Origin of the sequence: Microbacterium ulmi (assembly GCF_011759705.1) — a bacterium.
GTDB classification, from domain to species: domain Bacteria; phylum Actinomycetota; class Actinomycetes; order Actinomycetales; family Microbacteriaceae; genus Microbacterium; species Microbacterium ulmi.
This window is the reverse complement of sequence record NZ_JAAOZF010000001.1, coordinates 2076575-2101834: the sequence shown is the minus strand read 5'-3', so window position 1 is coordinate 2101834 and position 25260 is coordinate 2076575. Positions and strand designations below refer to the sequence as shown.

Below are 25260 nucleotides of genomic sequence, written 5' to 3'. Positions count from 1 at the left end.
CTTACTTACCAGCCTTTCCGGCCTTGCGCCGAACGACCTCGCCGGCGTAGCGCACACCCTTGCCCTTGTACGGCTCGGGCTTGCGGATCTTGCGGATGTTGGCGGCCACCTCACCGACGGCCTGCTTGTCGATGCCGCTCACGGTGAGCTTGTTGTTGCCCTCGACCGTGAAGGTGATCCCGGCGGGCGGGTCGACCAGGACGGGGTGCGAGAAGCCGAGAGCGAACTCGACCGAGCCGCCCTTCTGCGCGACACGGTAGCCCGTGCCGACGACTTCGAGGCCCTTCGAGTAGCCCTGCGTGACACCGATGATGTTGTTGTTGATGAGCGTGCGGGTCAGGCCGTGCAGCGACCGCGACTCGCGCTCGTCGTCGGGACGGGTGACGAGCACCTGGCCCTCTTCGACCTTGACCTCGATGGGGCGGGCCACGGTGAGCGCGAGCTCGCCCTTGGGGCCCTTGACCGCGACGTCCTGGCCTTCGACCGTGACGGTCACGCCGGCGGGGATGTCGATCGGGAGACGTCCGATACGCGACATGTCAGATCACCACACGTAGGCGAGGACTTCCCCACCCACGCCCTTCGACTCGGCCTGGCGGTCCGTGAGGAGGCCAGAGGAGGTGGACAGGATGGCGACGCCGAGGCCGCCGAGGACCCTGGGGATCTCGTTCGACTTCGCGTAGACGCGCAGGCCGGGCTTCGAGACGCGCTTGATGCCGGCGATCGACCGCTCGCGGTTCGGGCCGTACTTGAGCGTCAGCGTGAGCGTCTGGCCGACGCGGGCGTCGGAGATCTCCCAGCCGGCGATGTAGCCCTCCTGCTGGAGGATCTGCGCGATGTGCGACTTGAGCTTCGAGCTCGGCAGGGACACGGTGTCGTGGTGCGCCGAGTTCGCGTTGCGCAGCCGGGTCAGCATGTCTGCGACCGGGTCTGTCATTGTCATTTCTTGGTTTCCTTCGTTCACCAGGTTTCGTACGCCGTTACACGACGGCCGACCTGTGGTGGGGTGGACTCGCGAACCCGCTGCGGGTTCGCGAGTCCAGGGTATGGAGTTACGCCTGGGCGTCGTCCGAGCGGAACGGGAAGCCGAGCGCGCGCAGCAGGGCGCGACCCTCGTCATCCGTCTTCGCCGAGGTCACGACGGTGATGTCGAAGCCGCGGACGCGGTCGATCTTGTCCTGGTTGATCTCGTGGAAGACCGACTGCTCCTGCAGGCCGAACGTGTAGTTGCCGTTGCCGTCGAACTGCTTGGGAGACAGACCCCGGAAGTCGCGGATGCGGGGCAGCGCGAGGTTCACGAGGCGGTCGACGAACTCCCACGCACGGTCGCCGCGCAGCGTCACGTGGGCACCGATGGCCTGTCCCTCGCGGAGCTTGAACTGGGCGATCGACTTGCGGGCCTTCGTCACGACGGGCTTCTGCCCCGTGATCTTGGTGAGGTCGTCGACCGCACCATCGATCACCTTGCTGTCGCGCGCAGCCTCGCCGACGCCCGTGTTCACCACGACCTTGACGAGACCGGGGATCTGCATGACGTTCGCGTAGCCGAACTGCTCCTGCAGGGTCTTCTTGATCTCGGTGTTGTACTTCTGCTTCAGGCGGGGCTGGATCTTGCCAGCCTCCACGGCAGCGGTGGTGCTCATATCAGAGGTCCTTGCCTGACTTCTTGGCGTAGCGCACGCGAACCGTGCGCTTCACGCCGTCCTTGACCTGCTCCTCGACACGGTGGCCGACACGCGTCGGCTTCTTCGTCGAGGGGTCCACGAGGGCGACGTTGGAGATATGGATCGGGGCTTCCATCGTCTCGATGCCGCCCGTCTTGGTGCCGCGCTGCGACTGGCCGACGCGGTTGTGCTTGGTGACGTAGTTCACGCCCTCGACGATGACGCGGTTCTGCTCGGCAAGGACCTCGAGGACCTTGCCCTGCTTGCCGCGGTCGCCGCCGCGCTCGGACGTGGCGCCCGAGATGACCTGAACCAGGTCGCCCTTCTTGATCTTCGCCATGACTAAATGACCTCCGGGGCGAGCGAGACGATCTTCATGAACTTCTTGTCACGAAGCTCGCGGCCGACCGGGCCGAAGATGCGGGTGCCGCGGGGCTCCCCGTCGTTCTTCAGGATGACGGCGGCGTTCTCGTCGAACTTGATGTACGAGCCGTCTGAACGGCGCGTCTGCTTGACGGTGCGGACGACGACAGCCTTGACGACGTCGCCCTTCTTGACGTTGCCGCCGGGGATCGCGTCCTTGACGGTCGCGACGATGACGTCACCGAGGCCGGCGTAACGGCGGTTCGAACCACCGAGCACGCGGATGGTGAGCAGCTCCTTCGCGCCGGTGTTGTCGGCGACCTTGAGGCGGGATTCGGTCTGAATCACTTCTTACTCCTTGGGTTCCAAGCGGGCCGAGGGCCTACTTGGCCTTCTCGAGGATCTCGACCAGACGCCAGCGCTTCGTGGCGCTGAGCGGACGGGTCTCGTTGATGAGGACGAGGTCGCCGATGCCGGCGGTGTTGCCCTCGTCGTGCGCCTTGACCTTCGACGTGCGACGGATGACCTTGCCGTAGAGGGGGTGCTTCACGCGGTCCTCGACCTCGACGACGATCGTCTTGTCCATCTTGTCGCTCACGACGTAGCCGCGGCGGGCCTTGCGGTAGCCGCGCGCGTTCGCGTCGCGAACGTCGTGCGCGGCGTGCTCGTGGCCCGTGACCTGCTCGGCGACCTCGACGGCCGCAGCCTTGGCAGGCGCCTTCTTGGCGGGGGCCTTCTTCTCGGTGGTCTCAGCCATTACTCGGCCTCTTCCTTCACGGCCTCGTCGGCGGCATCCGCCTTCTTGGCCTTGGTCTTCTTCGCCTTCGTCGCGACCTCAACGGACGCGGGCGTGGCACGGATGCCGAGCTCGCGCTCACGGATCACGGTGTAGAGCCGCGCGATGTCGCGCTTGACCGCACGGATGCGGCCGTGGCTCTCGAGCTGGCCGGTGGCCGACTGGAAGCGCAGGTTGAACAGCTCTTCCTTGGCCTTGCGCAGCTCCTCGACGAGGCGCTGGTCTTCGAACGTGTCGAGCTCGCTCGGGGCGAGCGTCTTGGTGCCGATCGCCATTATGCGTCGCCCTCCTCGCGCTTGATGATGCGTGCCTTCAGGGGCAGCTTGTGGATGGCACGGGTCAGCGCCTCACGAGCGAGTTCCTCGTCGACGCCCGCGACCTCGAAAAGGACGCGGCCCGGCTTGACGTTCGCGACCCACCACTCGGGCGAGCCCTTGCCGGAGCCCATGCGGGTCTCGGCGGGCTTCTTCGTGAGCGGACGGTCGGGGTAGATGTTGATCCAGACCTTGCCGCCGCGCTTGATGTGACGGGTCATCGCGATACGAGCGGACTCGATCTGACGGTTGGTCACGTACGCGGGCGTCAGCGCCTGGATGCCGAACTCGCCGAACGACACCTTCGTGCCGCCCGTCGCCTGTCCGGTGCGGCCCGGGTGGTGCTGCTTGCGGTGCTTGACCTTGCGGGGGATAAGCATTACGCCGATGCTCCTTCTGCCACGGGGGCGTCGGTGCGCGGGCCACGACGACGGTCGCCGCCACGGTCGTCACGACCGCGGGGAGCCTTCGGTGCGTTCGCCTGCTCGCGCGCGAGTTCCTTGTTGGTGAGGTCGCCCTTGTAGATCCAGACCTTGACGCCGATGCGGCCGAAGGTGGTCTTCGCCTCGTAGAAGCCGTAGTCGATGTTCGCGCGCAGCGTGTGCAGCGGCACACGACCCTCGCGGTAGAACTCCGAGCGGCTCATCTCGGCGCCGCCGAGGCGGCCCGAGACCTGGATCCGGATGCCCTTGGCGCCGGCGCGCTGCGCGCCCTGCAGGCCCTTGCGCATCGCGCGGCGGAACGCCACGCGAGCAGAGAGCTGCTCGGCGATGCCCTGCGCGACGAGCTGAGCGTCGGCCTCGGGGTTCTTGACCTCGAGGATGTTGAGCTGGATCTGCTTGCCGGTGAGCTTCTCGAGGTCGGAGCGGATGCGCTCGGCCTCGGCGCCGCGGCGGCCGATCACGATGCCCGGGCGGGCCGTGTGGATGTCGACGCGGACGCGGTCACGCGTGCGCTCGATCTCGATGTTGCTCACGCCCGCGCGGTCGAGGCTCGACTGCAGGAGCTTGCGGATCTTGATGTCCTCGGCGACGTAGTCGGCGTAACGCTGGCCCGGCTTCGTCGAGTCCGAGAACCACCGCGACACGTGGTCCGTGGTGATGCCGAGGCGGAAGCCGTAGGGGTTGACCTTCTGTCCCATTACTTGCTCGCCTTCTTGTTCTTGCCGCCCGGTGCCGCCTCAGCGACCTCCGGCGTCGACAGCACGACCGTGATGTGGCTCGTGCGCTTCTTAATCTGGAACGCGCGACCCTGTGCGCGGGGCTGGAAACGCTTGAGCGTCGTGCCCTCGTCGACAAAGGCGTTCGCGACGAACAGGTCCTGCTCGTCCAGATACTCGCCGGCCTGGTCGGCCTTGACGCGAGCGTTCGCGATGGCGGATGCCACGAGCTTGTAGATCGGCTCGCTGGCGCTCTGCTGCGCGAACTTCAGGATCGCGAGGGCCTCTTCGGCCTGCTTGCCCTTGATGAGGGCGACGACACGACGAGCCTTCTGAGGGGTCACGCGGATGTGTCGCACGCGTGCGATGGACTCCACCATTTCTCTCTCCTCTTGCGCCCCCGCGTCAGCGGCGGCGGCCCTTCTTGTCGTCCTTCTCGTGGCCGCGGAAGGTGCGGGTGGGCGCGAATTCGCCCAGCTTGTGGCCGACCATGGTCTCGGTCACGAACACAGGGATGTGCTTGCGACCGTCGTGCACGGCGATCGTGTGTCCCAGCATCGCCGGGATGATCATCGAGCGGCGCGACCAGGTCTTGATGACGTTCTTGGTGCCGGCTTCGTTCTGGACGACGACCTTGCGAAGCAGGTGCTCGTCGACGAAGGGGCCCTTCTTAAGGCTGCGAGGCATCTTCCTCTACTCCTACTTGCGCTTCTTGCCGGCGTTGCGACGACGGACGATGTACTTGTCGCTTTCCTTGTTGGCGTGGCGGGTGCGACCCTCAGCCTGGCCCCAAGGAGTGACGGGGTGACGACCGCCGGAGGTCTTGCCCTCACCACCACCGTGCGGGTGGTCGACCGGGTTCATCGCGACACCGCGGACGGTCGGGCGGATGCCCTTCCAGCGGTTGCGGCCGGCCTTGCCCCAGTTGATGTTCGACTGCTCGGCGTTGCCGACCTCGCCGATGGTCGCGCGGCAGCGCGCATCGACGTTGCGGATCTCGCCCGAGGGGAGACGCAGCTGGGCGTAGGGGCCGTCTTTCGCGACGAGACGCACCGAGGCGCCGGCCGAGCGGGCGAGCTTGGCGCCGCCGCCGGGACGGAGCTCGATCGCGTGGATGACCGTACCCGTCGGGATGTTCTTCAGGGGAAGGTTGTTGCCCGGCTTGATGTCGGCCGAGGGACCCGACTCGACGACATCGCCCTGCGACAGCTTGTTCGGCGCGAGGATGTAGCGCTTCTCGCCGTCCACGTAGTGCAGGAGCGCGATGCGCGCCGTGCGGTTGGGGTCGTACTCGATGTGAGCGACCTTCGCGTCGATGCCGTCCTTGTCGTTGCGACGGAAGTCGATGACGCGGTACTGGCGCTTGTGGCCACCGCCGATGTGGCGGGTGGTGATGCGGCCCTGGTTGTTGCGACCACCGGTCTTGCTCAGCGGGCGGAGGAGCGACTTCTCGGGCGTCGATCGGGTGATCTCGGCGAAGTCGGCCACCGACGAGCCGCGGCGACCCGGGGTCGTGGGCTTGTACTTGCGAATAGCCATAGTTCTCTAGTCCTCTGTCCCGACCGTCAGCCGACTGCCGTGAAGATGTCGATGGTGCCCGACTTGAGCGTCACGATGGCGCGCTTCGTGTCCTTGCGCTTGCCGATGCCGAAGCGGGTGCGGCGGGCCTTGCCGACGCGGTTGATCGTGTTGACGCCGGCGACCTTGACGCCGAAGATCTTCTCGATCGCGAGCTTGATCTCGGTCTTCGTCGCGCGGGGGTCCACGAGGAACGTGTACTTGCCCTCGTCGATGAGCCCGTAGCTCTTCTCGGAGACGACCGGCTTCAGGATGATGTCGCGCGGGTCCTTGTTCACTCGGACGGATCGACCCGTCTTGTCGGTTGCGCTCACGGCGGTCATGCCGAGACCTCCTCGGTGGCGCCGGTCTTCGACGCGACGAAGGCGTCGTAGGCGGCCTTGGTGAAGACGATGTCGTCGGAGACGAGCACGTCGTAGGCGTTCAGCTGGTCGGAGTACAGCACGTGGACGTACGCGAGGTTGCGCACGCTCAGGATGCTGAGCTCGTCGTCGCGGGTGATGACCACCAGGACGTTCTTGGTCGGGGCGAGCTGCGCGAGGACCGCAGCGGCGGCCTTCGTCGAGGGCGCGCCTTCGATGCCGAACGAGTCGACGATGTGCAGGCGTCCGCCGCGGGCGCGGTCGCTGAGCGCGCCCAGCAGGGCGGCGGCGACCATCTTCTTGGGCGTGCGCTGCGCGTAGTCGCGCGGCTTCGGGCCGTGGACGATGCCACCGCCGGTCATCTGCGGCGCGCGGATCGAGCCCTGACGGGCGTTGCCCGTGCCCTTCTGCTTGAAGGGCTTGCGGCCGGCGCCCGAGACCTCACCGCGACGCTTGGTCGAGTGGGTTCCCTGGCGAGCCGCCGCGAGCTGCGCGACGACGACCTGGTGGATCAGCGGGATGTTCGTCTTGACGTCGAAGATCGAAGCCGGGAGCTGGACCGAGCCAGCCGCCGTGCCGTCGGCCTTGCGGACGTCGAGCGCGAGAGTCGAGTCAGCCATGTGCTCAGGCCCCCTTCACTGCGTTGCGGACGTAGACGATGCGGCCGCGCGCGCCGGGGACGGCGCCCTTGACGAGCAGCAGACCCTTCTCGGCGTCGACGGCGTGCACCGTGAGGTTGAGGACGGTCACGCGCTCGCCGCCCATACGGCCGGCCATGCGCATGCCCTTGAAGACGCGGCTCGGCGTCGACGAGGCGCCGATCGAACCGGGCTTGCGGTGGTTGCGGTGCGCACCGTGCGAAGCGGAGACGCCCTTGAAGTTGTGGCGCTTCATGACGCCCGCGGTGCCCTTGCCCTTGCTCGTGCCGACGACGTCGACGAGCTGACCGGCCTCGAACGTGCCGTCCACCGTGAGCTCCTGACCGAGTGAGTAGTCAGCGGCGTCCGCCGTGCGGACCTCGGTGAGGTGACGACGAGGGGTCACGCCCGCGGCCTCGAAGTGGGCCGTGAGGGGCTGGTTGACCTTGCGGGGGTCGATCTGGCCGTACGCGATCTGGACGGCGTTGTAGCCGTCCTTCTCCGGCGTGCGGACCTGGGTCACGACGTTGGGAGCGATCTCGATGACGGTGACCGGAACGAGCTTGCCCTGCTCGTTCCAGACCTGGGTCATGCCGAGCTTGGTGCCCAGCAGTCCCTTGGAAACCTTGGAGTTGATGTCAGCCATGTCGAACCTCAGAGCTTGATCTCGATGTTGACATCGGCCGGGAGGTCGAGACGCATCAGCGAGTCGACGGCCTTGGGCGTCGGGTCGATGATGTCGATGAGGCGCTTGTGCGTGCGCATCTCGAAGTGCTCGCGGCTGTCCTTGTACTTGTGGGGCGACCGGATGACGCACACGACGTTCTTCTCGGTCGGAAGGGGCACGGGGCCCACGACAGTCGCGCCCGCACGGGTCACGGTGTCGACGATCTTGCGCGCCGACGAGTCGAGACCGGCGTGGTCGTACGACTTCAGGCGAATGCGGATCTTCTGTCCCGCCATTTGTCTGCTCACTCTCTTCAAGCGTCGTACCGGCCTGGAACCTTTCCAGGGGCATTGGACGCACGGTGGCGCTTTCGCGCCCCGGCACATCCACCGGCTCTCGCCGGTGATGCTGCACCGCTGTTCTCGTGTCAAACCGGATGCCGCGGCACCCGGCTCCGGCATCCAGCGCGCGCACGCGCATCCCGGAGAACGGGAGGGGATGTCGGATGTGTGTTCTGCTGCCCGCGGCCTAGGACCCTGCGCACTCAGACTCGTCGTCTGGGCGCCGCCTATGCACTGCCCTGGCAGTGATCCTGCGCACGCCAGAGGCATGCCGGAATGTGGAACCTGTCTAGTCTACGTGCAGCCCGGGCGTGTCGCAAACTCGGGCGTGTCGCGTCGGCGTGTTCGGATCGCGTTCACAGGTGCGAGAGGGCGGGTCTTGGGGGCACCCGCCCTCTCGCACGGCCCTGTGGCGTCAGCCGCGGCGAGCCTGGCGACGCACGACGCGGTACATCACGAACATCGCGCCGAGCAGGATCGCCCCGACGCCCGTCGCGAGCGTGAAGACGGGCACCGTGCCGCCTGTCGCGGCCAGGCCCGACAGCGTGACCTGCACGGAGTCGTCGTTGCAGGCCTGGAAGGCCACGTCGCCGGTCGGTGGTCCCCAGCACACTTCGCCCGTGTTGACGATCGACCTCGAGGTCGTGTCGCCCGCGACCGTGACGCCGAGGCTGATGAGCGGCGCAGACGCCCCCATCGCGAGCGGTCCGAGCAGCGTGCACTCGAGCGTCCCGCCGAAGCCCTCGGCATCCCGTCCCGTCACGGCGCACTCGTTCCAGCGCGGGAACGAGGTCGTGTCCGTCACGATCCGATCCACCCGGATGTCGGCCGGGATGATGTCCGTCACGACGACGGGCTCGGCGACCGAGTCGACGGCCACGTTGCGCACGGCGAGCCCGTAGGTGAACGACGCGCCCGGCGCGGTCGTGGAGACGCTCGCCGTCTTGTCGATCACGAGGGCCGCCGACCGCGGCACGGCGCAGTTCACGGTGGCCGGCGGGTAGGACACGTCGATCGTCAGCGTCGGGTTGACCGACAGCGTGATCGTCGTGCCGAAGCGCCACGGATACGTGGGGTAGGTCGTGTCCAGGACCATCCCGTTGTACACGAGGCTCGGGTCGACCAGCAGCTCCCCCGTCACGGGGTCGTAGTCGGACTCCACGAGCGGGCGGTAGCCCGGCCACTGGATGCTCACGTTGTTCGGCGCGAACGCCGCACCCGGCCACGGCAGGACGCCGCTGTCGCCCGACTGCAGCTGCAGGACGATCGCGGCCGGATCGGGCGCGGGCGTCTGCACGTCGGGCGTCCAGGTGAAGGTGATGGGCTGTCCCGCGAGGCTCGGGCTCGTCTGCACCGAGTAGTAGAGGAACGGCGCATCGTTCACGCACCGCGCGAACACGTTCGCGATGATCTCGTCGACCTCGGTCGTCGTGGTGTCGCAGTCGTTGTCCGGATTGCCGTCGTTCTCGATCTCGACGCACGCCTCGTTCACGAGATCGCCGATGAAGGCGATGGGCGGCAGCGGCTCGGGGTCGTCGGGACCGATCTCCGGCGCGTCGATCGGGTCCGGCTCGTCGACCGTGACGACGACCTCGATCGTTCCGACGCCGCCGACCGACAGGCTCGGAATGCGAACAGTGATCTGGCTGCCCTCCGACTCGTCGACCCAGCCGTCGGGGACGATGACGTCCTGGACCGTCAGCCCTTCGGGGATCGGGTCCGTGACGACGCCGTCGACGGCCTCGGACAGCCCGTGGTTGGTCACCGTGAGGAAGTACGAGAACATCTGCCCCGGGTCGACCGTTCCGCCCTCGAGCTCGGAGTGGGTCTTCTCGATTCCGAGATCCGTGTAGGTGATCGTCTCGCACGCGTCGTCGTCGGACTCGACGCCGTCGACGACGAGCACACCGAGGTTGAGGATGCCGATGCCGGTGCCCGGCGCCCCCTCGCACGGGTCCGGCTCGCCCAGCTCGAGCGGAGCCAGCGTCACCGTGACGTCGATGAGATAGCCGTGCACGGCTCCCGCCGCGATCGTCTCGCCGTCCTGGAGGAGTGCGCCCTCCGGCGTCACCGTGGTCCAGGACGCCGTGTCGGGCGCAGGGGTGGCCGGGGTGCCGGCGTCGGCCGTCGCCTCGTCGAGCGTCACGCCCGCGGGCAGCGACGTCAGCGTGTCGTGCAGCGTGTACGTGCGCTCCACGGCGCCTGCCGCCGAGTTGTCGACCGTCAGGAGGTACTGCACCTCCCACGTGTCGGGGTCGAGCTGCGTCGAGCCCACGGCATCCTTGCGCACGACCGGTGGCGGAGGCGTGCTCTCGTCGTCGTTCGTGAACGTGCACGTCGTCTTCTTGCCGTGCGACACCGTCGCCGACGAGTCGCCCTGGTGCTCGCCGAACGTCTCGGCGTACGCCTTGTCATCGTGCGGCTTCTCCGCCTTGCACGACAGCGACACCTGCTCGTAGCCCTCGGGGCCGCCGGTCTCACGCACCTCGTACGTGCCCGGAGCGAGCGAGAGCCACTCCCCCTGCGTCACCGTCGTCCACACGCCGTCCAGCAGAACCTGCAGATCCCAGTCGCCCGGCTCCGCCGAGCCTCCGTCATCGTTCACGACCACCTTCACGAGCTTCAGCCAGCCCTTCTTCGGCTGCTTCCTGTCGTCGTTCGTGAACGTGCACGTCGTCTTGCCGCCGTCCTTCACGACGGCCGGATAGTCGCTCGGCGTCCCCTTCTCGTCGTGGCCGCCGTGGCCGTCGGAGACGCACACGAGCGATGTCTGGTCGTAGCCGTCGGGGCCGCCGACCTCCCGCACCTCGTACGAGCCCGCCGGGACGACGGAGTACTCACCCTGCCGGAGCGTCGTCCACACGCCCTCGATGAGGGCCTGGAGGATCCACTGCGACGCGGATGCCGAGCCGCCGTCGTCGTTCACGACGGTCTTGACGAGCTTCAGCTCGCCCATCGGCCTCTTCTCGTCGTCGTTCGTGAACGTGCACGTCGTCTTGCCGCCGTCCTTCACGACGGCCGGATAGTCGCCCGGCGTCCCCTTCTTGTCGTAGCCGCCCTGCCCGTCGGACACGCACACGAGCGATGTCTGCTCGTACCACTCGGGGCCGCCGATCTCGCGCAGCTCGTACGAGCCCGCCGGGACGATGGTGTCCTCGCCCTGCCGCAGTGTCGTCCACACGCCGTCGATGCGCACCTGGAGATCCCACTCCGAGGCGGATGCCGTCCCTCCGTCGTCGTTGACGACGGTCTTGACGAGCGTGAGCCAGCCGAGCTTCGGCTCGTGGCCGCCGCCGGTGGGATGCGTCCCCTCGCCGGGCGTCGAGCGCAGCAGCGCGTCGGCGCTCCCGTCGCCCTGTCCGTCCGATGCGTCCGGCGCGGGCTCGATAGTCCCGGCATCCGCCTCCGGCTGCGCAGGGCCGGGAGCCGGCGCAGGCTCCGCAGGCGGCTCAGGAGCCGGCCCAGGAGCAGGTGCGGGGTCAGGAGCGGGCCCAGGAGCCGGAACCTGCTCGGGAGCGGGCGCCGGCTCGGCGTCCGGCGCGGGCGCGACCTCGGGAGCGGGAGCGGGCGCGACCTCGGGCGGCGCAGGCGGCTCCGTCGCGGCGGGCGGAGGATCCGTCGCCCCCGTGCTCGCCAGCGCCGCGCCGGCCGGTCCGAGAACGAGCGCAAGCGCGACCGTTACCCCGATGAATGCATTCCGCTTCATGAACATGGCGCACACCATCCCCAGCTTGGTGAACACCGAAGGCCTGCCGGCACTCTGTCGGCGTGCGCCCCAGTGCGCACACTCACTCCGACCCCCCGTCGAAGTTGGCGCCAGCGTACTCCTCCTCGGCGACATGCGCGAGGGACGGGATGGCGCCACGTCCGCTCCTCATGACGGAGGGCCCGAGCGACATGCGCTCGAGCCCTCCGTGGGAGACGGTGAGGACTACTCCCCGATCGCTCCGTCGATGTTGTCGCGGACCTCGTCGATCTTCGCGTCGTACTGGTCGGGTGCGACCTTCTTCGCGGCATCCGCTGCGCCGTCGAGGACCTTGTCGCTGACCTCCTCGACCTTGTCCGAGCCGAGTGCGTCCGTGACCTTGTCCTTGGCGCCCTCGAACAGTTCCTTGCCCTTGCTGACGATGTCGTCGATGCCCATGAGGCCCCCTCTGCAGAGTTGTCGGCGGCGACTCCACGCCGCCTCCGCCATTCTGTCGCCGCACTCCGCCCGCGTAAAGGGAGAGAGCCTGCGGATGACGTCCGCAGACGCGAAGAGGGCCGGATCCATGCGGATCCGGCCCTCTCGGGAGAACGCGTCGGGCAAGCCGACTCGGCTCACTTGATGATCTTGGTCACCGTTCCGGCGCCGACCGTGCGGCCACCCTCGCGGATCGCGTAGCCGAGGCCCTCTTCCATGGCGATCGGCTGGATGAGCTCGACCGTCATGTCGGTGGTGTCGCCGGGCATGACCATCTCGGTGCCCTCGGGCAGCGTGATGACGCCCGTGACGTCCGTGGTGCGGAAGTAGAACTGCGGGCGGTAGTTCGTGAAGAACGGGTTGTGACGGCCGCCCTCCTCCTTGGACAGGATGTACGCCGTGCCCTCGAAGTTGGTGTGCGGGGTGACCGAGCCGGGCTTGACGACGACCTGGCCGCGCTCGACGTCGTCACGCTTGGTGCCGCGCAGGAGCAGACCGCAGTTCTCGCCGGCCCAGGCCTCGTCGAGCTGCTTGTGGAACATCTCGATGCCCGTGACGATCGTCTTCTGCGTCGGGCGCAGACCCACGATCTCGACCTCCGAGTTGATCGCGAGCGTGCCGCGCTCGGCGCGACCCGTCACGACCGTGCCACGACCCGTGATCGTGAAGACGTCCTCGATCGGCATGAGGAAGGGCTTGTCCTTGTCACGCACCGGGTCGGGGATCGACTCGTCGACGGCGTCCATGAGCTCGACGATCTTCTCGGTCCACTCGGGGTCGCCCTCGAGCGCCTTCAGGCCCGAGACGCGGACGACGGGGGCGTTGTCGCCGTCGAAGTCCTGGCTCGAGAGGAGCTCACGGACCTCGAGCTCGACGAGCTCCAGGATCTCCTCGTCGTCGACCATGTCGGCCTTGTTGAGCGCGACGAGCAGGTAGGGAACGCCGACCTGCTTGGCGAGGAGCACGTGCTCACGCGTCTGAGCCATCGGACCGTCGGTCGCGGCGACCACGAGGATCGCGCCGTCCATCTGGGCGGCACCGGTGATCATGTTCTTGATGTAGTCGGCGTGACCCGGGGCGTCGACGTGCGCGTAGTGGCGCTTCGGCGTCTCGTACTCGACGTGCGAGATGTTGATCGTGATTCCGCGCTGACGCTCCTCGGGAGCCGAGTCGATCGACGCGAAGTCGCGCTGCACGTTGGTGGCCGACGGGTACTTGTCGGCGAGCACCTTCGAGATCGCGGCGGTGAGCGTGGTCTTGCCGTGGTCGACGTGACCGATCGTTCCGATGTTCACGTGCGGCTTGGTCCGCTCGAACTTGGCCTTAGCCACTGGGTCCTCCTCAGGACGGTCGTGTAGAAGTCCCGGGCACTGGTTTGCGACCGGTCGTCTACGGGGATGTCTCTCAGCTTAGTGGAGAGGGTTCTGGTGGGTTTCTGTGAAGTTGTGAGGGACGGATGCCGGGGCCGGGGCCCCGGCATCCGGGGCGATCACTCGCCCTTGTTCTTCTGGACGATCTCGTCCGCGACGTTGCGCGGAACCTCGGCGTACGAGTCGAACTCCATCGAGTACACGGCCCGGCCCGAGGTCTTCGAGCGCAGGTCGCCGATGTAGCCGAACATCTCCGAGAGCGGGACGAGGGCGCGCACGACCTTGACGCCTGCGGCGTCCTCCATCGACTGGATCTGCCCGCGGCGCGAGTTCAGGTCGCCGATGACGTCGCCCATGTACTCCTCCGGCGTGCGGACCTCGACGGCCATGAGCGGCTCGAGCAGGACGGGGTTCGCCTTGCGGATGGCCTCCTTGAAGCCCATCGAGCCCGCGATCTTGAACGCCATCTCGGACGAGTCGACGTCGTGCGACGCGCCGTCGAGAAGCGTCGCCTTGACGCCCACCATGGGGTAGCCGGCGAGGACGCCGACGTTCATGGCGTCCTGGAAGCCGAGGTCGACAGGACCGATGTACTCGCGCGGGATGCGGCCACCCGTGACCTTGTTCTCGAACTCGTACGTCTTGTCGGCCGTGACCTCGAGGGGCTCGAGCGCGAACTGGATCTTCGCGAACTGACCCGAGCCGCCGGTCTGCTTCTTGTGCGTGTAGTCGTGACGCTCGACGGCCTTCTTGATCGTCTCGCGGTACGCCACCTGCGGCTTGCCGACGTTCGCCTCGACCTTGAACTCGCGCTTCATGCGGTCGACGAGGATGTCGAGGTGCAGCTCGCCCATGCCCTTGATGACGGTCTGACCGGTCTCGGAGTTCTGCTCGACGCGGAACGTCGGGTCCTCTTCGGCGAGCTTCTGGATCGCCAGACCCAGCTTCTCCTGGTCGGCCTTCGTCTTGGGCTCGATCGCGACCTCGATGACGGGCTCGGGGAACGTCATCGACTCGAGGACGACCTGGTGGGCCGAGTCCGAGAGCGTGTCGCCCGTCGTCGTGTCCTTGAGGCCGATGACGGCGTAGATGTGGCCCGCCGTGACCGAGTCGACCGGGTTCTCCTTGTTGGCGTGCATCTGGAAGATCTTCCCGATGCGCTCCTTCTTGCCCTTCGTCGCGTTGACGATCTGCGCACCCGAGTCGAGGTGGCCCGAGTAGACGCGGATGTAGGTGAGGCGGCCGAAGAACGGGTGCGACACGATCTTGAACGCGAGGGCCGCGAAGGGCTCGCTCGCGTCGGCGTGACGCTCGATGATCTTCTCTTCGTCCTTGGGGTCGTGCGCCTCGATGGCGGGCACGTCCAGGGGCGAGGGCAGGTAGTCCACGACCGCGTCGAGCATGGGCTGCACGCCGCGGTTCTTGAACGCCGAGCCGCACAGGACGGGGTAGATCTCGGAGTTGATCGTGAGCTTGCGGATCGCGCCCTTGATCTCGGCGACCGTGAGCTCCTCACCGCCGAAGTACTTCTCGAGCAGGTGCTCGTCGGTCTCGGCGACGGTCTCCAGCAGGTGCTGGCGGTACTCGGCGGCCTTGTCTGCGAGGTCGGCGGGGATCTCCTGCACCTCGTACTTGGCGCCCATCGTCACGTCGCCCTTGGCGTCGCCGGGCCAGACGAGCGCGCGCATCTCGACGAGGTCGACGACGCCGACGAAGTCGCTCTCCGCGCCGATCGGCAGCTGCAGCACGAGGGGCTTGGCCTTCAGGCGGTTGACGATCGTGTCGACCGTGAAGTAGAAGTCGGCGCCCAGCTTGTCCATCTTGTTGACGAAGCAGATGCGGGGGACGTCGTACTTGTCGGCCTGACGCCACACCGTCTCGGACTGGGGCTCGACGCCCTCCTTGCCGTCGAAGACGGCGACCGCTCCGTCGAGGACGCGCAGCGACCGCTCGACCTCGACCGTGAAGTCGACGTGTCCGGGGGTGTCGATGATGTTGATCTGGTGCTTGTCCCAGAAGCACGTCACAGCAGCCGACGTGATCGTGATGCCGCGCTCCTGCTCCTGCTCCATCCAGTCGGTGGTGGCGGCGCCGTCGTGCGTCTCACCGATCTTGTGGTTGACGCCCGTGTAGAACAGAATGCGCTCGGTCGTCGTCGTCTTGCCGGCATCGATGTGCGCCATGATGCCGATGTTGCGGACCTTCTTGAGGTCGGTGAGCACTTCTTGTGCCACGGGGTGTCCTTACGTGTGGTGAGGGATGTCGCGGGCCCGCCGCTCCCTGAGGCTGTTGGCCCCGGGAGCGGCGGGGTCGCTGTTACCAGCGGTAGTGCGCGAAGGCGCGGTTCGACTCGGCCATCTTGTGGGTGTCCTCGCGGCGCTTGACCGCGGCACCCAGGCCGTTCGAGGCATCCAGGATCTCGTTCTGGAGGCGCTCGGTCATCGTCTTCTCACGACGGCCCTTGGCGTAGCTGACGAGCCAGCGCAGGGCGAGCGTGTTGGCGCGGTGAGGCTTGACCTCGACCGGCACCTGGTAGGTCGAGCCGCCGACGCGGCGCGACTTGACCTCGAGGGTCGGGCGCACGTTGTCGAGCGCCTTCTTGAGGGTGGCGACGGCATCCTGGCCGTTCTTGTCCTCGACGCCCTTGAGCGCCGTGTAGACGATCGACTCGGCGAGCGACTTCTTGCCGTCGACGAGGATCTTGTTCACGAGCTGGCTGACGATCGGTGCGCCGTAGACCGGGTCGTTGACGACGGGGCGCTTCGGGGCGGGTCCCTTACGAGGCATCTTCCTTAACCCTTCTTCGCGCCGTAGCGGCTGCGGGCCTGCTTACGGTTCTTGACGGCCTGCGTGTCGAGCGCGCCGCGGACGATCTTGTAACGGACACCCGGGAGGTCCTTCACACGGCCGCCGCGGACGAGCACGAGCGAGTGCTCCTGCAGGTTGTGGCCCTCGCCGGGGATGTAGGCGGTGACCTCGGTGCCGTTGCGGAGCTTGACACGGGCGACCTTGCGCATCGCCGAGTTCGGCTTCTTGGGCGTGGTCGTGTAGACACGGGTGCAGACACCCGCCTGCTGCGGGTTCGCCTTGAGCGCCGGCGCCTTGGTCTTCGAGACCTTGGGCGAGCGACCCTTGCGAACCAACTGCTGAATGGTTGGCACGTTCTCTCCTTGTTGTGCTGCACGGTGACAGCGGTCGTGTTCTCTCCCCGCCTCGCGGAGGTTTCCCTCCGTGTCGTGCGGGTTCACGCTGACCCGCCGGCGCGGCATGATGGTGCCGGGCTTTCAGTGGTGGGTATGCCGTGGGGGTGGCCTGTTCGCAGGCCCTTCCCTGAGATGCGGCGCTTCGCGTCCGGCTCCCGTGCCGGGGCACGCAAGACGGAGCGCGTGAGCGCACACCCAGTCAATGATACGCAGGTTTCGGAGGGCGGGCAAACGCGCGGCCGGTCGCGGGCGGCTCCGCGCGGGAGCGCTCAGTCAGCCGTCACGTAGACGGAGTCGGCGAGCTCGAGGAAGTGCGCGCGGAACGCCTCGAAGGCTGGAAGATCGGTCGTCGCCGTGCCCAGCACGAACCACCCGTCGCCCACGTCGAGCGCGCAGGAGGCACGCAGCGTCACGATGTGCGGGGCCTCGGCATCCATCGGCGCGTGACGGACGACGAGCGCGCCCGTGAGACCCCGCCTCGTCGTGAGCGGCGTCACCGTGGGCGCCGCGAGGAGGTCGGGCTCGAGCGCCCCTGCGACTTCGTGCGCGGGGGCGTCGCCGACGACCGAGCGGTCGAGGAGGACCGTGTCGACGAGCTCGAGCGGGGCCCCGTACGACGGGTAGTGGATGTACGACGCCGTCGCGCCGCGGCGCCGCGTGCCCTCGCCGAGGATCGTCAGCGCGCTCACGAGGCTCGCACGCTCTTCGCGCGCAGCGCGCACGCCGAACTCGACGAGCAGCTCGTCGGCGAGCGCCGCCGCCCACTGGGCGGCATCCGGGAACTGCTCTGCGGGACCGAACTGGGGCACGCCGATCCAGTCCTCGGGGTAGTCGACGTACACGTTCATGCGTTCTCCTCGAAGGCGACGGTCGCCAGCAGGGAGTCGACGACGAACTCCATGACGGCGACGAGCTCTGCCGAGTTCTCGGCATCCGGGATCATGATGCTCGCCGAGAAGACGAGCCACTCCGGATGCCCGGGCCCCGGGCTCACGATGTAGCTGGCCAGGCGGACGGGCGGCGCCTCCAGGGCTCCCGAGGCATCGTTGCGCGCCGGCTGATCCACGAGGAAGCGGATGCCGAGCGCCCCGCCGATCTCGACGGCGAGCGCCCCGGGGGTCGCGCTCGCGAAGCCGACGAGCACGTCCTCGACCGAGCGGAGGGCGCTCGGCTGCCGGGGCAGCGGCCCGATCGCGAGCGAGACGGGCATGAAGACGCCGTTCGTCTCGGCGACGGGCATGACGAGCTCGTGCAGACCCCGTCGCTCGGCGCCGCGCACGGCCTCCTCGAGACGAGTGCGCAGCGTCACGCGGGCCAGATCGCGCCTGCGCGGATCGATGCGCGCGACGGCGCGGCGGACGATGTCGTCGACGGACGTCGTCCCCTCCCCCGCGATCGGGATGCGCACCCACCCCTCGGGGAGCAGCATCGCGATGCGGGGCGCGGAGGCAGTCACTCGGACGCCTTGCGGCCCCGGCGCTCCCGCCGCTGCGCACCGCGCCGGGCACGGTCGGCGAAGACGCCGTGCCCGACCAGCCGCTCGTACTCGCGCGCGGACAGCGTCCTGCGCGCGTGGCGCAGGCTCAGGGTCGCAAGGCCGGCTCCCGCGAGAGCGGCGGCGGCGGCGGCGAAGTACTCCGGCGCCCACGTGGTCGTGATGCTGCGTCCCGGGATGCCGACGATGAGGCACACGAAGAGCGCCGCGATCGCGTGGACGCGCAGCCACTGCGGGCTGGAGTCCGCGACGGCCTCGAGCGCGAAGCGGCCCTTCGAGGTCCACCAGCGCGCAGGAGCCCAGCAGATCGCGATCCCGCCGATGATCAGCGCGATCCAGGCGAACGCCCACCACACAGAGACGACGCCCCCCTGCACGAGGTTGACGGCGCAGCCCGCCGTCTCGGCGCATGCGTCCTTGTCGGCATCCGTCCACGTGACCATGCCCACGATCGACCCCACGACCTTCGGCCAGAGCAGGATGCCCGCGACGGCGGCCATCGTCGACCAGAACACGACGAGACCGACGACGCGTCCGATGCGCTGATCGGCCGTCACCAGTCGTCGCCCACCCGCCCGTGCGGCGTGCCGTCGAGGCTCGCGGAGGCGTCGGCGCCGAACTGCCCGGCCACGAACATGCCGCCTTCGAAGGTCCACGCCTGCGCCGCGAGCGTGTTGAGGTCCTTCATCGCCTGACGCCCCGCGGTGGTCATGTTGCCCATCGCCGTCTCGATGTTGGCGAGGTTGCGCAGGGCAGACACCTCGCGCAGGTCGAGCGTGAGATAGCGCAGCCGGTCGAGCACGGCGAGCTGCTGCGGTCGCGACACGTTGATCGCCGTCGTGACGCGGGATGCCGCGACCTGGCGCGTGACGCCCCGGAGGCCCGCGCGAGCCGCACCGCCCTTGATCCCCGCGGCGACGCCCTGCTTCGCCGTCTGCGTGATGTTCTTGAGGGACTGCCCGATCGCACGCCCTCCGACGAAGGTGAGGGCGGCCATCGCCACGTTGAACATGGCCTCTGCCGGCCCCATCGTCCCCGCCGCGACCTGCAGCGCCGTGTTGAGCAGCGTCACGACGGCCGCGATCGTCGCGACGAGCCCGACGATGACGTTGAGGCCGGGGATGAACATCGCCACGACCATGACCGCCGTCGCGACATAGCCGACGATGTCGACCACGAGGTCGATCATCTCCTTGTTCTCCTGGACCCACTGGACGATGTCGTCCCACGGCGAGTCGTTCAGCTCGCCCGTGCCCTCCACCTCGCGGATCGCCTCGATCGCGACGAGGGCTGCGGAGTCGCGCGCCGCGATCGCGTCGATGCACTGATGCGCGGCGGACGCGGCATCCGTCGTCGCCGTCGTCGAGCGCTGACGCCACGTCTGCAGGCTCGCCTGGAGCGAGGCGAGGTTGGCGGGCGGCGTCGCGGGGTCGGCGATGCGGTCTTCGTAGTAGTCGATCATCGACCGCGCGCTGCGGCCCTCGCCGTGCGCGTCGATCGCCTTCTGCAGCGCGCTCGCCGAGTCGGTCTGCGCTGTGCGCAGGGCGGGCGCGTACGCGACCATCGCGTCGCCGACGCCGCGATAGCGGTCGTGCGCCCGCAGGATGCGCGACGCGACGTCGCCCGCGACCTCGCGGATCGCGTCGATCGTCTCGGCCTGCCCGAAGTCGTCGCGCAGGGCGATCTCGAGGTTCAGCGCGGCGCGCTCGATCGACTCGGCCGTGCCGATGTACATGCGGCCGATGAGGCTCACGCGGTCGGGGTCTCCGGGGACGGGATCGGCGCCGTAGCCGAGGGCCGTCCAATCGGCGGGACGGGTCATGCCACGGCCTCCGGCGCCGTGCGCGGCGGATACTCCGCGCGCTGGCCGCTGACGGCCCGCGCGAGCTCCTGGTCGGTCTGGGCGAAGCCCGTCACGGCCGTCTCGAGGTGGTCGCGCACGGTCGCGAGCTGTTCGCCGAGCTCTGCGCGGCGGTGGTCCCAGTTGTCGATGAAGGCCTGCACGCGCTCGGCGAGTGCCGCGTGACCGACGGCGTCGGCGAGGCGGTCGCTGCGCGACTCGGCCTGCGTGAACTCGTCGTGGATGCGCGCGATGTCGATGCGGGCGGCATCCATCGTCAGGCAGTCGACGATGAGCTGATCCATGGGCGGGCTCTCCTCGGGGGCATGTCAGAACGCCCGGGCGACGCGTGCCGCCCGGGCGTTCCTGAGACGTCTCAGGAGCGGATGGCGGAGGCCAGCTGCGTGTCGGTGTCGCTGAGCGCGTCCGCGGCGGCGTTCAGGAAGTCCGACAGACCCTGGAGGCCGCCGATCGTCTGCGTCGCACCCGTCGTGAACTGCGTGTACGACTCGTGGAACGCGCCGGACGCGGAATCCGTCACGAACCCGCTCGCCACCAGATCGCCGATCAGACGCTGCAGCTCGTTCAGCTTGTCCTCGAGGACGCCCTTGCCCGCGATCAGCTGACCGCCGGCCGCCTTCATGTCGCCATACGTCACATTGATGTTCGCCACGACAAACCCTTTCCTTCAACAGCAATAGACAACCCAGCCAGGCTAACAAGAACTCGCAGCACGATCCGACCGTCCACTGTCCTCTCTTCGGGGGACACGGCTCACACGGGCACGCGCGAGAGCGCGGGGGCGAGCGCGACCTGCACGCGCCGGGTCTTGCCTCCCCCGACGATGACGCCGCGCCCCTCGGGGAAGTCGGCTCGCTTGGCGCGCGTGAGCGACGTCTTGAGGATGACGTCGCCGTCGGCCTGGTCGGGCTGGAGCAGCAGCCCGCGGCGCGCGTTCTTGAACTCGCCGAACAGCGGCCACGACGAGACCCACGTCGAGGACTCCGCCTCGGCGACGACGAAGTGCTCCTCGCGCTTGAACTGCCGCACCATGTCCACGAGCGGGGTGTCGGCCGGAGTCTGCAGGAAGTCTCCGATCGACTCGACGATCGCGACGCAGCGCGACTGCGCATCCGCGTCGGCGACGACGCCACGCAGGAGCTTCGCGAGCTCCGCCGCCTCCTCCGGCGTCCCCGCCGTGGCGGCGAACCGCGGATCGGAGGCCAGCGGCGAACGGCGGGGCCCGAAGTAGTAGACGGTGTGCCCCGGCAGCGCGAAGGCTCGCTCGGCGATGACGGCGAGGGCGTTCGAGCGGCCACTGCCGGGAGGTCCCGCGACCACGAAGGCGCCGGCGGGCACGATCGTCGCGGGCTCGAGCGTGTCCTCCGCGAGACCGACGACGACGCGCTCGTCGCGCAGCACGGGGAGCGAGTCGAGGTCGACGACGGCCGGAAGCGACGGGATGCCGGGAGCCTCGGCCGCACCGGCGGCCCGCAGCCGCTCGGCGAGCGCGGCGATCGCGGCGCTCTGATCCGCCGCCGCGGCGCTTCCGCCCAGGATCGCGAGCTGCACCTCGTGCCCCGACACGAGCGCGCGGCCGGGAGGCGACGCCTCGCTCAGGACGTCTGAGGGGACGTCGAGGGACGCATACCCCGTGTCGTCGGCGAGACGCAGCACGACGCGACGCTGGATGCCCGAGGCGACGGCGCTCGACAGCGACGCGAAACGGTCGCTCGTCAGGACGACGTGGATGCCGAGCGGGCGGCCCAGCGCGATGACGTCCTGGAACACGCGGTACCAGTCGCTGCGCCCGACGGGGATCTCCCAGTTCTCGCGGAACGCGGGGAAGTTGTCGATGAGCAGCAGCATCCGCGGCTCGCGCTCGTGACCGGGGAGCCTGCGGAACTCGCCGATGTTCGCGACGCGGGCGTCGGCGTACAGCCGCGACCTGCGATCGAGCTCGGCGCGCAGCATCCGGAACAGCCGCACGATCCGCTCGTCGTCCTCGCCCGTGACGACGGCTCCGACGCCCGGCAGCTCCTCGATCGCGCGGAGGGCCCCCGCGCCGAAGTCCAGTCCGTACACGCTCACCGCCGAGGCGTCGGCGAGCGCCGCGGCGGCCGCGACGGTGCGCAGCGCGACGGTCTTGCCCGCACCGCCCGTGCCGAACACGGCCATGTGCCCGTCGACGTCGGGCTGGAACGACACGACCGCCTGCGCCTGGCGCTCCGGGTGGTCGCCGACGCCGATCGGCAGCCGCTCGTCGGTGCGGCTGCGCAGCTGGGCGAGATCGATCGCGGACGGCAGCTCGTCGAGCCAGGGCCGACGCGGCGCCGGCACGCGCGCACGGCGCGAGGCGTCGGTCATGACGGCGACCAGCCGGGCCTGATCGGTCGGGCCGAGATCGCGCTCCTCGGGCGCCTCGTCGTCGCTCGGGGCCGTCCACGGCACGCCGACGCCGAAGGGCATGTCGGCGACGTCGACGCGGGCCGCCTCAGCGACGCCGCTCGACCATCCGCCCGCGTATCCGGACTGGAACCTCTCGAGGCGGCCGGGGCCGGTCTTCGCGATCGCGCGCCCGGGGATCGACGGATCGAAGTGCGCGGCATCCTTCTCGCCGATGACGTCCTGCGAATCCGACTCGTCGGCCATCCGCAGCGCGATGCGCAGGTTCGTGTTGGCGCGGAGGTTGTCGCGGATGACGCCTGCCGGGCGCTGGGTCGCCATGATGAGGTGGATGCCGAGGGACCGGCCGCGCTGGGCGATGTCGACGACGCCGTCGACGAACTCGGGGACCTCGCCCACGAGAGCGGCGAACTCGTCGATGATGAGCACGAGCGCGGGAGGGGCATCCGGATCTCCGCGCTTCTCCAGCTCGAGGAGGTCCTTCGCGCTCTTGCGGTGCAGCAGCTCCTCGCGGTGATGCAGCTCGGCGCGCAGGCTCGTGAGGGCCCGGCGGACGAGGTGCGGCGTGAGGTCGGTCACGAGGCCCACGCAGTGCGGGAGCTTGACGCACTCGGCGAACGCCGACCCGCCCTTGTAGTCGACGAACAGGAACGTGACGCGGTCGGGGCTGTACTCCGCCGCCATGCCGAGCACCCACGCCTGGAGGAACTCGCTCTTGCCGGAGCCGGTCGTGCCGCCCACGAGGGCGTGCGGACCGTGCGTGCGCAGGTCGAGGTGCATGAGGCCCATCGACGCCTGGCCGATCGTGGCGCGCAGACGTCCTGCCCGGCGGCGGACCGCGGCGCGCTGGCCGCGCGCGCGGTCGGTGATCGAGTCGTTGGCGCGCCAGCGCTCGAGGACGGCGTCCGGCGCGGACAGGAGCTCCGGGTCGATGAGACCCGCGAGAGCGACGCTCGAGGGCAGGTCGGACACGTCGTCGACCGGCACGTTCGCGTCGACGACGCGGCTGAGCGTGCGGGCGAAGCCGGCCGCCTCCTCGGAGCGGACCCGCTCGAGCACGGGGGCCTCGAGCTGCTCCCCGAGACGCACGAGCCCGATGACGGGCGTGGCGTCCGCCTCGGCGGGGAGGACCGCGAACGTGCGGCAGACGGCCGGCAGCATCGCGGCATCGGGAGCGACCCACAGCGGGAAGACGCCCACGTCGGCGCCGCGCTCCGCGAGGTCGACGAGTCGCGCGCGGTCACGGGACGCCTGGTCCGACACGACGACGACGACGGCGGGCAGCGGCACCTGCGGGCCGGACGCGCCGCCCTGCTGCCCGACCGCGGCGCCCGCCTGCAGAGCCGACGCCTCGGCCGTCATCGCGCCGCGAGCCTCCTCGCGCGCCTTCTTCGCGGCCCGCTCCCGCGAGGCGACGAGGTCCTCGAGGTCGCTCAGCAGCGCCGCGACGGCGGGCTCGGTCGCCGCGAGATGATTCCCGCCGAGCGGGCTGTGCGGTGACGACGTGTGCGGGAGCCACTTGAGCCAGTCGAGCTGCGCCGCCCAGTCGGGGGTCAGCGCCGCCGCGACGACGAGCTCGGCGGGCGAATGCAGGCCCGTCAGCTGCACGACGATCGACGCGAGCACGTCGGCGGCGGCATCCTTCGCCCCCGCGATGCCGACGGCGCCGGACTCCCCCAGCTCCACCACGATCGGCACGTCGTCGACGAGGCGGTGCTCCGCGACGACCGCGTCGAGGCGCTCCTGGAACTCGAAGAGCAGGTCGCCGCGCTGATCGTCGTCGACGGTGTTGCGGCTCGGCATGGAGGCCGTGCCCAGCCGCAGCGACAGGAAGCTCCAGTGCTCCGGTCGCCGCGTCCACAGGAGCGGATCGAGGCGGGATGCGGCGGACAGGACGTCGAGGGACGAGGGGATCTCGGCGATGCGCGCCCGCTTCTCGATCGCCTTCTCGGTCTCGAGCCGCTCGCCGAGCTCGGCGAGCCCTTCGTCGAACCGTCCGATCTGGCGCGCGAGCTTGCGCTTGTCGCGCTTGCGGGTCGTGATCCAGCTGCCGGCGAGCATGACGGGCGTCATCGCGACGAACAGCAGCGTCAGAGGCCGCTGCGTGAGGGCGAACATCGCCAGGCCGAGCAGGACGGGCGCCATCATCGCGAGGAGCGGGAACGGCTGGTCCTCGGACTCGCGCGGGATCTCGGGCACCGAGAACGTGCGGCCGAGGTAGCGCTCCTCGACGCGCGGCGAGCGGTTGAACTCGACGGGCCCGACGTGGTCCTGCCGCTGCGCGGCCTCGTGCGTCTCGACCTCGACGAGAAGCTCCGTGCCGCCGGCGAGCACGACGAGCGAGCCGGCGACGCGGGCGCGCGAGACGAGCTCGCCGTCGACCTCGACGCCGTTGGCCGAGCCGAGGTCGACGACGTCGACCCCCTGCCCGACGTCGACGCGGACATGGCGCTTGGACAGATAGGGGTCGGCCAGCACGAGATCGCACGACGGATCGCGTCCGATCGTGTGCGAGCCGCGCCCGAGCACGACGGACAGGCCCGTCTGCGGCCCGCTCAGGACGGTCACAGTCGCCGTGGCACCCGCGTGCAGCTGAGGCAGGAGGTCTGCGGCATCCGCCTCGTCGACGAGCGCGACGGACAGCCCGGACGCGAGCCACTCCTCGCCGATGACGGCATCGGGAGGAAGGAGTCGCCACTGCGGGGCGACGGGCGACGCCGTCTGGAGCGTGTAGCGACGGGCAGGGTCGTACGTGTGCCGCGGATCGGCCGCGGCGATGCGCGCCGCGATGTCGCGGACCGTCGCCGTCGCGTCCGCCGTCACGACGACGTCCTGCGGCGATCCGTCCGGGCGGAACAGAGTGAGCTTTACGTGCACGGGG

29 protein-coding genes are annotated in these 25260 nt (G+C 69.2%); all 29 read right to left on the bottom strand.

Annotated elements, in window-relative coordinates; all coding sequences use genetic code 11:
• Position 1: 1 nt before the first annotated feature.
• Positions 2-538 carry a 50S ribosomal protein L6 gene (gene rplF, locus FHS08_RS09865; protein WP_167038498.1) on the bottom strand — a complete coding sequence of 179 codons (537 nt, stop codon included), beginning with the start codon at positions 536-538 and terminating at the stop codon, positions 2-4.
• Between the two features lie 6 nt (positions 539-544).
• The gene (gene rpsH / locus FHS08_RS09860; protein ID WP_167038496.1) at positions 545-943 is read right to left on the bottom strand and encodes a 30S ribosomal protein S8; all 399 of its coding nucleotides are present in this window, start codon (positions 941-943) and stop codon (positions 545-547) included.
• A gap of 109 nt (positions 944-1052) precedes the next feature.
• Entirely contained in the window at positions 1053-1643 is a 591-nt protein-coding gene (gene rplE, locus FHS08_RS09855; protein ID WP_167038494.1) for a 50S ribosomal protein L5, read from the bottom strand.
• Position 1644: 1 nt separating this feature from the next.
• Positions 1645-2004, bottom strand: coding sequence for a 50S ribosomal protein L24 (gene rplX / locus FHS08_RS09850; protein WP_167038492.1), 360 nt, complete (start codon positions 2002-2004; stop codon positions 1645-1647).
• 2 nt (positions 2005-2006) lie between these two features.
• The gene (gene rplN, locus FHS08_RS09845; RefSeq protein ID WP_167038490.1) at positions 2007-2375 is read right to left on the bottom strand and encodes a 50S ribosomal protein L14; all 369 of its coding nucleotides are present in this window, start codon (positions 2373-2375) and stop codon (positions 2007-2009) included.
• A gap of 34 nt (positions 2376-2409) precedes the next feature.
• A complete protein-coding gene (rpsQ, locus tag FHS08_RS17150) occupies positions 2410-2784 on the bottom strand; it encodes a 30S ribosomal protein S17 (RefSeq protein WP_167038488.1) in 375 nt (124 codons plus the stop codon).
• Positions 2784-3098, bottom strand: a complete 315-nt coding sequence (rpmC, locus tag FHS08_RS09835) for a 50S ribosomal protein L29 (RefSeq protein ID WP_167038486.1) — start codon at positions 3096-3098, stop codon at positions 2784-2786. The genes rpsQ and rpmC overlap by 1 nt, the downstream gene beginning before the upstream one ends.
• Positions 3098-3517 (bottom strand): 50S ribosomal protein L16, encoded by a 420-nt coding sequence (gene rplP, locus FHS08_RS09830; protein ID WP_167038484.1) that lies wholly within the window; start codon positions 3515-3517, stop codon positions 3098-3100. Before rplP ends, rpmC begins: the two co-directional genes overlap by 1 nt.
• On the bottom strand, positions 3517-4278 hold the full coding sequence (gene rpsC, locus FHS08_RS09825) for a 30S ribosomal protein S3 (protein ID WP_167038482.1): 762 nt from the start codon (positions 4276-4278) through the stop codon (positions 3517-3519). Before rpsC ends, rplP begins: the two co-directional genes overlap by 1 nt.
• A complete protein-coding gene (gene rplV / locus FHS08_RS09820) occupies positions 4278-4676 on the bottom strand; it encodes a 50S ribosomal protein L22 (RefSeq protein WP_167038480.1) in 399 nt (132 codons plus the stop codon). Before rplV ends, rpsC begins: the two co-directional genes overlap by 1 nt.
• 25 nt (positions 4677-4701) lie before the next feature.
• On the bottom strand, positions 4702-4983 hold the full coding sequence (rpsS, locus tag FHS08_RS09815) for a 30S ribosomal protein S19 (RefSeq protein WP_120229702.1): 282 nt from the start codon (positions 4981-4983) through the stop codon (positions 4702-4704).
• 12 nt (positions 4984-4995) lie between these two features.
• The gene (rplB, locus tag FHS08_RS09810; protein WP_167038478.1) at positions 4996-5835 is read right to left on the bottom strand and encodes a 50S ribosomal protein L2; all 840 of its coding nucleotides are present in this window, start codon (positions 5833-5835) and stop codon (positions 4996-4998) included.
• Between the two features lie 26 nt (positions 5836-5861).
• A complete protein-coding gene (gene rplW, locus FHS08_RS09805) occupies positions 5862-6197 on the bottom strand; it encodes a 50S ribosomal protein L23 (RefSeq protein WP_167038476.1) in 336 nt (111 codons plus the stop codon).
• Entirely contained in the window at positions 6194-6856 is a 663-nt protein-coding gene (gene rplD, locus FHS08_RS09800; protein WP_167038474.1) for a 50S ribosomal protein L4, read from the bottom strand. The genes rplW and rplD overlap by 4 nt, the downstream gene beginning before the upstream one ends.
• A gap of 4 nt (positions 6857-6860) precedes the next feature.
• Positions 6861-7520: a 50S ribosomal protein L3 gene (gene rplC, locus FHS08_RS09795; protein ID WP_167038472.1), complete on the bottom strand. Its 660-nt coding sequence runs from the start codon at positions 7518-7520 to the stop codon at positions 6861-6863.
• Between the two features lie 8 nt (positions 7521-7528).
• On the bottom strand, positions 7529-7837 hold the full coding sequence (rpsJ, locus tag FHS08_RS09790; protein WP_013584016.1) for a 30S ribosomal protein S10: 309 nt from the start codon (positions 7835-7837) through the stop codon (positions 7529-7531).
• 460 nt (positions 7838-8297) lie between these two features.
• Positions 8298-11588: a DUF11 domain-containing protein gene (locus FHS08_RS09785; protein WP_167038471.1), complete on the bottom strand. Its 3291-nt coding sequence runs from the start codon at positions 11586-11588 to the stop codon at positions 8298-8300.
• 225 nt (positions 11589-11813) lie between these two features.
• Positions 11814-12026 carry an Rv0909 family putative TA system antitoxin gene (locus tag FHS08_RS09780; protein WP_167038469.1) on the bottom strand — a complete coding sequence of 71 codons (213 nt, stop codon included), beginning with the start codon at positions 12024-12026 and terminating at the stop codon, positions 11814-11816.
• A 176-nt stretch (positions 12027-12202) separates the two neighbouring features.
• The gene (tuf, locus tag FHS08_RS09775) at positions 12203-13396 is read right to left on the bottom strand and encodes an elongation factor Tu (RefSeq protein WP_167038467.1); all 1194 of its coding nucleotides are present in this window, start codon (positions 13394-13396) and stop codon (positions 12203-12205) included.
• Between the two features lie 158 nt (positions 13397-13554).
• Positions 13555-15669, bottom strand: coding sequence for an elongation factor G (fusA, locus tag FHS08_RS09770; protein ID WP_167038465.1), 2115 nt, complete (start codon positions 15667-15669; stop codon positions 13555-13557).
• Positions 15670-15751: 82 nt separating this feature from the next.
• Entirely contained in the window at positions 15752-16222 is a 471-nt protein-coding gene (gene rpsG, locus FHS08_RS09765; protein ID WP_167038463.1) for a 30S ribosomal protein S7, read from the bottom strand.
• A 5-nt stretch (positions 16223-16227) separates the two neighbouring features.
• Positions 16228-16596: a 30S ribosomal protein S12 gene (gene rpsL, locus FHS08_RS09760; RefSeq protein WP_018171438.1), complete on the bottom strand. Its 369-nt coding sequence runs from the start codon at positions 16594-16596 to the stop codon at positions 16228-16230.
• A gap of 311 nt (positions 16597-16907) precedes the next feature.
• Entirely contained in the window at positions 16908-17486 is a 579-nt protein-coding gene (locus tag FHS08_RS09755; RefSeq protein WP_167038461.1) for a hypothetical protein, read from the bottom strand.
• Positions 17483-18094 carry a hypothetical protein gene (locus FHS08_RS09750; protein WP_167038459.1) on the bottom strand — a complete coding sequence of 204 codons (612 nt, stop codon included), beginning with the start codon at positions 18092-18094 and terminating at the stop codon, positions 17483-17485. Before FHS08_RS09750 ends, FHS08_RS09755 begins: the two co-directional genes overlap by 4 nt.
• Positions 18091-18690: a hypothetical protein gene (locus FHS08_RS09745; RefSeq protein WP_167038457.1), complete on the bottom strand. Its 600-nt coding sequence runs from the start codon at positions 18688-18690 to the stop codon at positions 18091-18093. Before FHS08_RS09745 ends, FHS08_RS09750 begins: the two co-directional genes overlap by 4 nt.
• Positions 18687-19955 carry a hypothetical protein gene (locus FHS08_RS09740; protein WP_167038455.1) on the bottom strand — a complete coding sequence of 423 codons (1269 nt, stop codon included), beginning with the start codon at positions 19953-19955 and terminating at the stop codon, positions 18687-18689. The genes FHS08_RS09745 and FHS08_RS09740 overlap by 4 nt, the downstream gene beginning before the upstream one ends.
• Entirely contained in the window at positions 19952-20278 is a 327-nt protein-coding gene (locus FHS08_RS09735; protein ID WP_167038453.1) for a hypothetical protein, read from the bottom strand. The genes FHS08_RS09740 and FHS08_RS09735 overlap by 4 nt, the downstream gene beginning before the upstream one ends.
• A 71-nt stretch (positions 20279-20349) precedes the next feature.
• Positions 20350-20646 (bottom strand): WXG100 family type VII secretion target, encoded by a 297-nt coding sequence (locus FHS08_RS09730; RefSeq protein ID WP_167038451.1) that lies wholly within the window; start codon positions 20644-20646, stop codon positions 20350-20352.
• A 101-nt stretch (positions 20647-20747) separates the two neighbouring features.
• Complete coding sequence (locus FHS08_RS09725; protein WP_167038449.1) at positions 20748-25256, bottom strand: FtsK/SpoIIIE domain-containing protein; 4509 nt, start codon at positions 25254-25256, stop codon at positions 20748-20750.
• Positions 25257-25260: the final 4 nt, after the last annotated feature.

Bases quoted from the DNA above. Each gene is read 5' to 3' on its own strand.
- rplF (WP_167038498.1), bottom strand. From the start codon at position 538: ATGTCGCGTATCGGACGTCTCCCGATCGACATCCCCGCCGGCGTGACC.
- rpsH (WP_167038496.1), bottom strand. From the start codon at position 943: ATGACAATGACAGACCCGGTCGCAGACATGCTGACCCGGCTGCGCAAC.
- rplE (WP_167038494.1), bottom strand. From the start codon at position 1,643: ATGAGCACCACCGCTGCCGTGGAGGCTGGCAAGATCCAGCCCCGCCTG.
- rplX (WP_167038492.1), bottom strand. From the start codon at position 2,004: ATGGCGAAGATCAAGAAGGGCGACCTGGTTCAGGTCATCTCGGGCGCC.
- rpsQ (WP_167038488.1), bottom strand. From the start codon at position 2,784: ATGGCTGAGACCACCGAGAAGAAGGCCCCCGCCAAGAAGGCGCCTGCC.
- rpmC (WP_167038486.1), bottom strand. From the start codon at position 3,098: ATGGCGATCGGCACCAAGACGCTCGCCCCGAGCGAGCTCGACACGTTC.
- rplP (WP_167038484.1), bottom strand. From the start codon at position 3,517: ATGCTTATCCCCCGCAAGGTCAAGCACCGCAAGCAGCACCACCCGGGC.
- rpsC (WP_167038482.1), bottom strand. From the start codon at position 4,278: ATGGGACAGAAGGTCAACCCCTACGGCTTCCGCCTCGGCATCACCACG.
- rplV (WP_167038480.1), bottom strand. From the start codon at position 4,676: ATGGTGGAGTCCATCGCACGCGTGCGACACATCCGCGTGACCCCTCAG.
- rpsS (WP_120229702.1), bottom strand. From the start codon at position 4,983: ATGCCTCGCAGCCTTAAGAAGGGCCCCTTCGTCGACGAGCACCTGCTT.
- rplB (WP_167038478.1), bottom strand. From the start codon at position 5,835: ATGGCTATTCGCAAGTACAAGCCCACGACCCCGGGTCGCCGCGGCTCG.
- rplW (WP_167038476.1), bottom strand. From the start codon at position 6,197: ATGACCGCCGTGAGCGCAACCGACAAGACGGGTCGATCCGTCCGAGTG.
- rplD (WP_167038474.1), bottom strand. From the start codon at position 6,856: ATGGCTGACTCGACTCTCGCGCTCGACGTCCGCAAGGCCGACGGCACG.
- rplC (WP_167038472.1), bottom strand. From the start codon at position 7,520: ATGGCTGACATCAACTCCAAGGTTTCCAAGGGACTGCTGGGCACCAAG.
- rpsJ (WP_013584016.1), bottom strand. From the start codon at position 7,837: ATGGCGGGACAGAAGATCCGCATTCGCCTGAAGTCGTACGACCACGCC.
- FHS08_RS09785 (WP_167038471.1), bottom strand. From the start codon at position 11,588: ATGAAGCGGAATGCATTCATCGGGGTAACGGTCGCGCTTGCGCTCGTT.
- FHS08_RS09780 (WP_167038469.1), bottom strand. From the start codon at position 12,026: ATGGGCATCGACGACATCGTCAGCAAGGGCAAGGAACTGTTCGAGGGC.
- rpsG (WP_167038463.1), bottom strand. From the start codon at position 16,222: ATGCCTCGTAAGGGACCCGCCCCGAAGCGCCCCGTCGTCAACGACCCG.
- FHS08_RS09755 (WP_167038461.1), bottom strand. From the start codon at position 17,486: ATGAACGTGTACGTCGACTACCCCGAGGACTGGATCGGCGTGCCCCAG.
- FHS08_RS09740 (WP_167038455.1), bottom strand. From the start codon at position 19,955: ATGACCCGTCCCGCCGATTGGACGGCCCTCGGCTACGGCGCCGATCCC.
- FHS08_RS09735 (WP_167038453.1), bottom strand. From the start codon at position 20,278: ATGGATCAGCTCATCGTCGACTGCCTGACGATGGATGCCGCCCGCATC.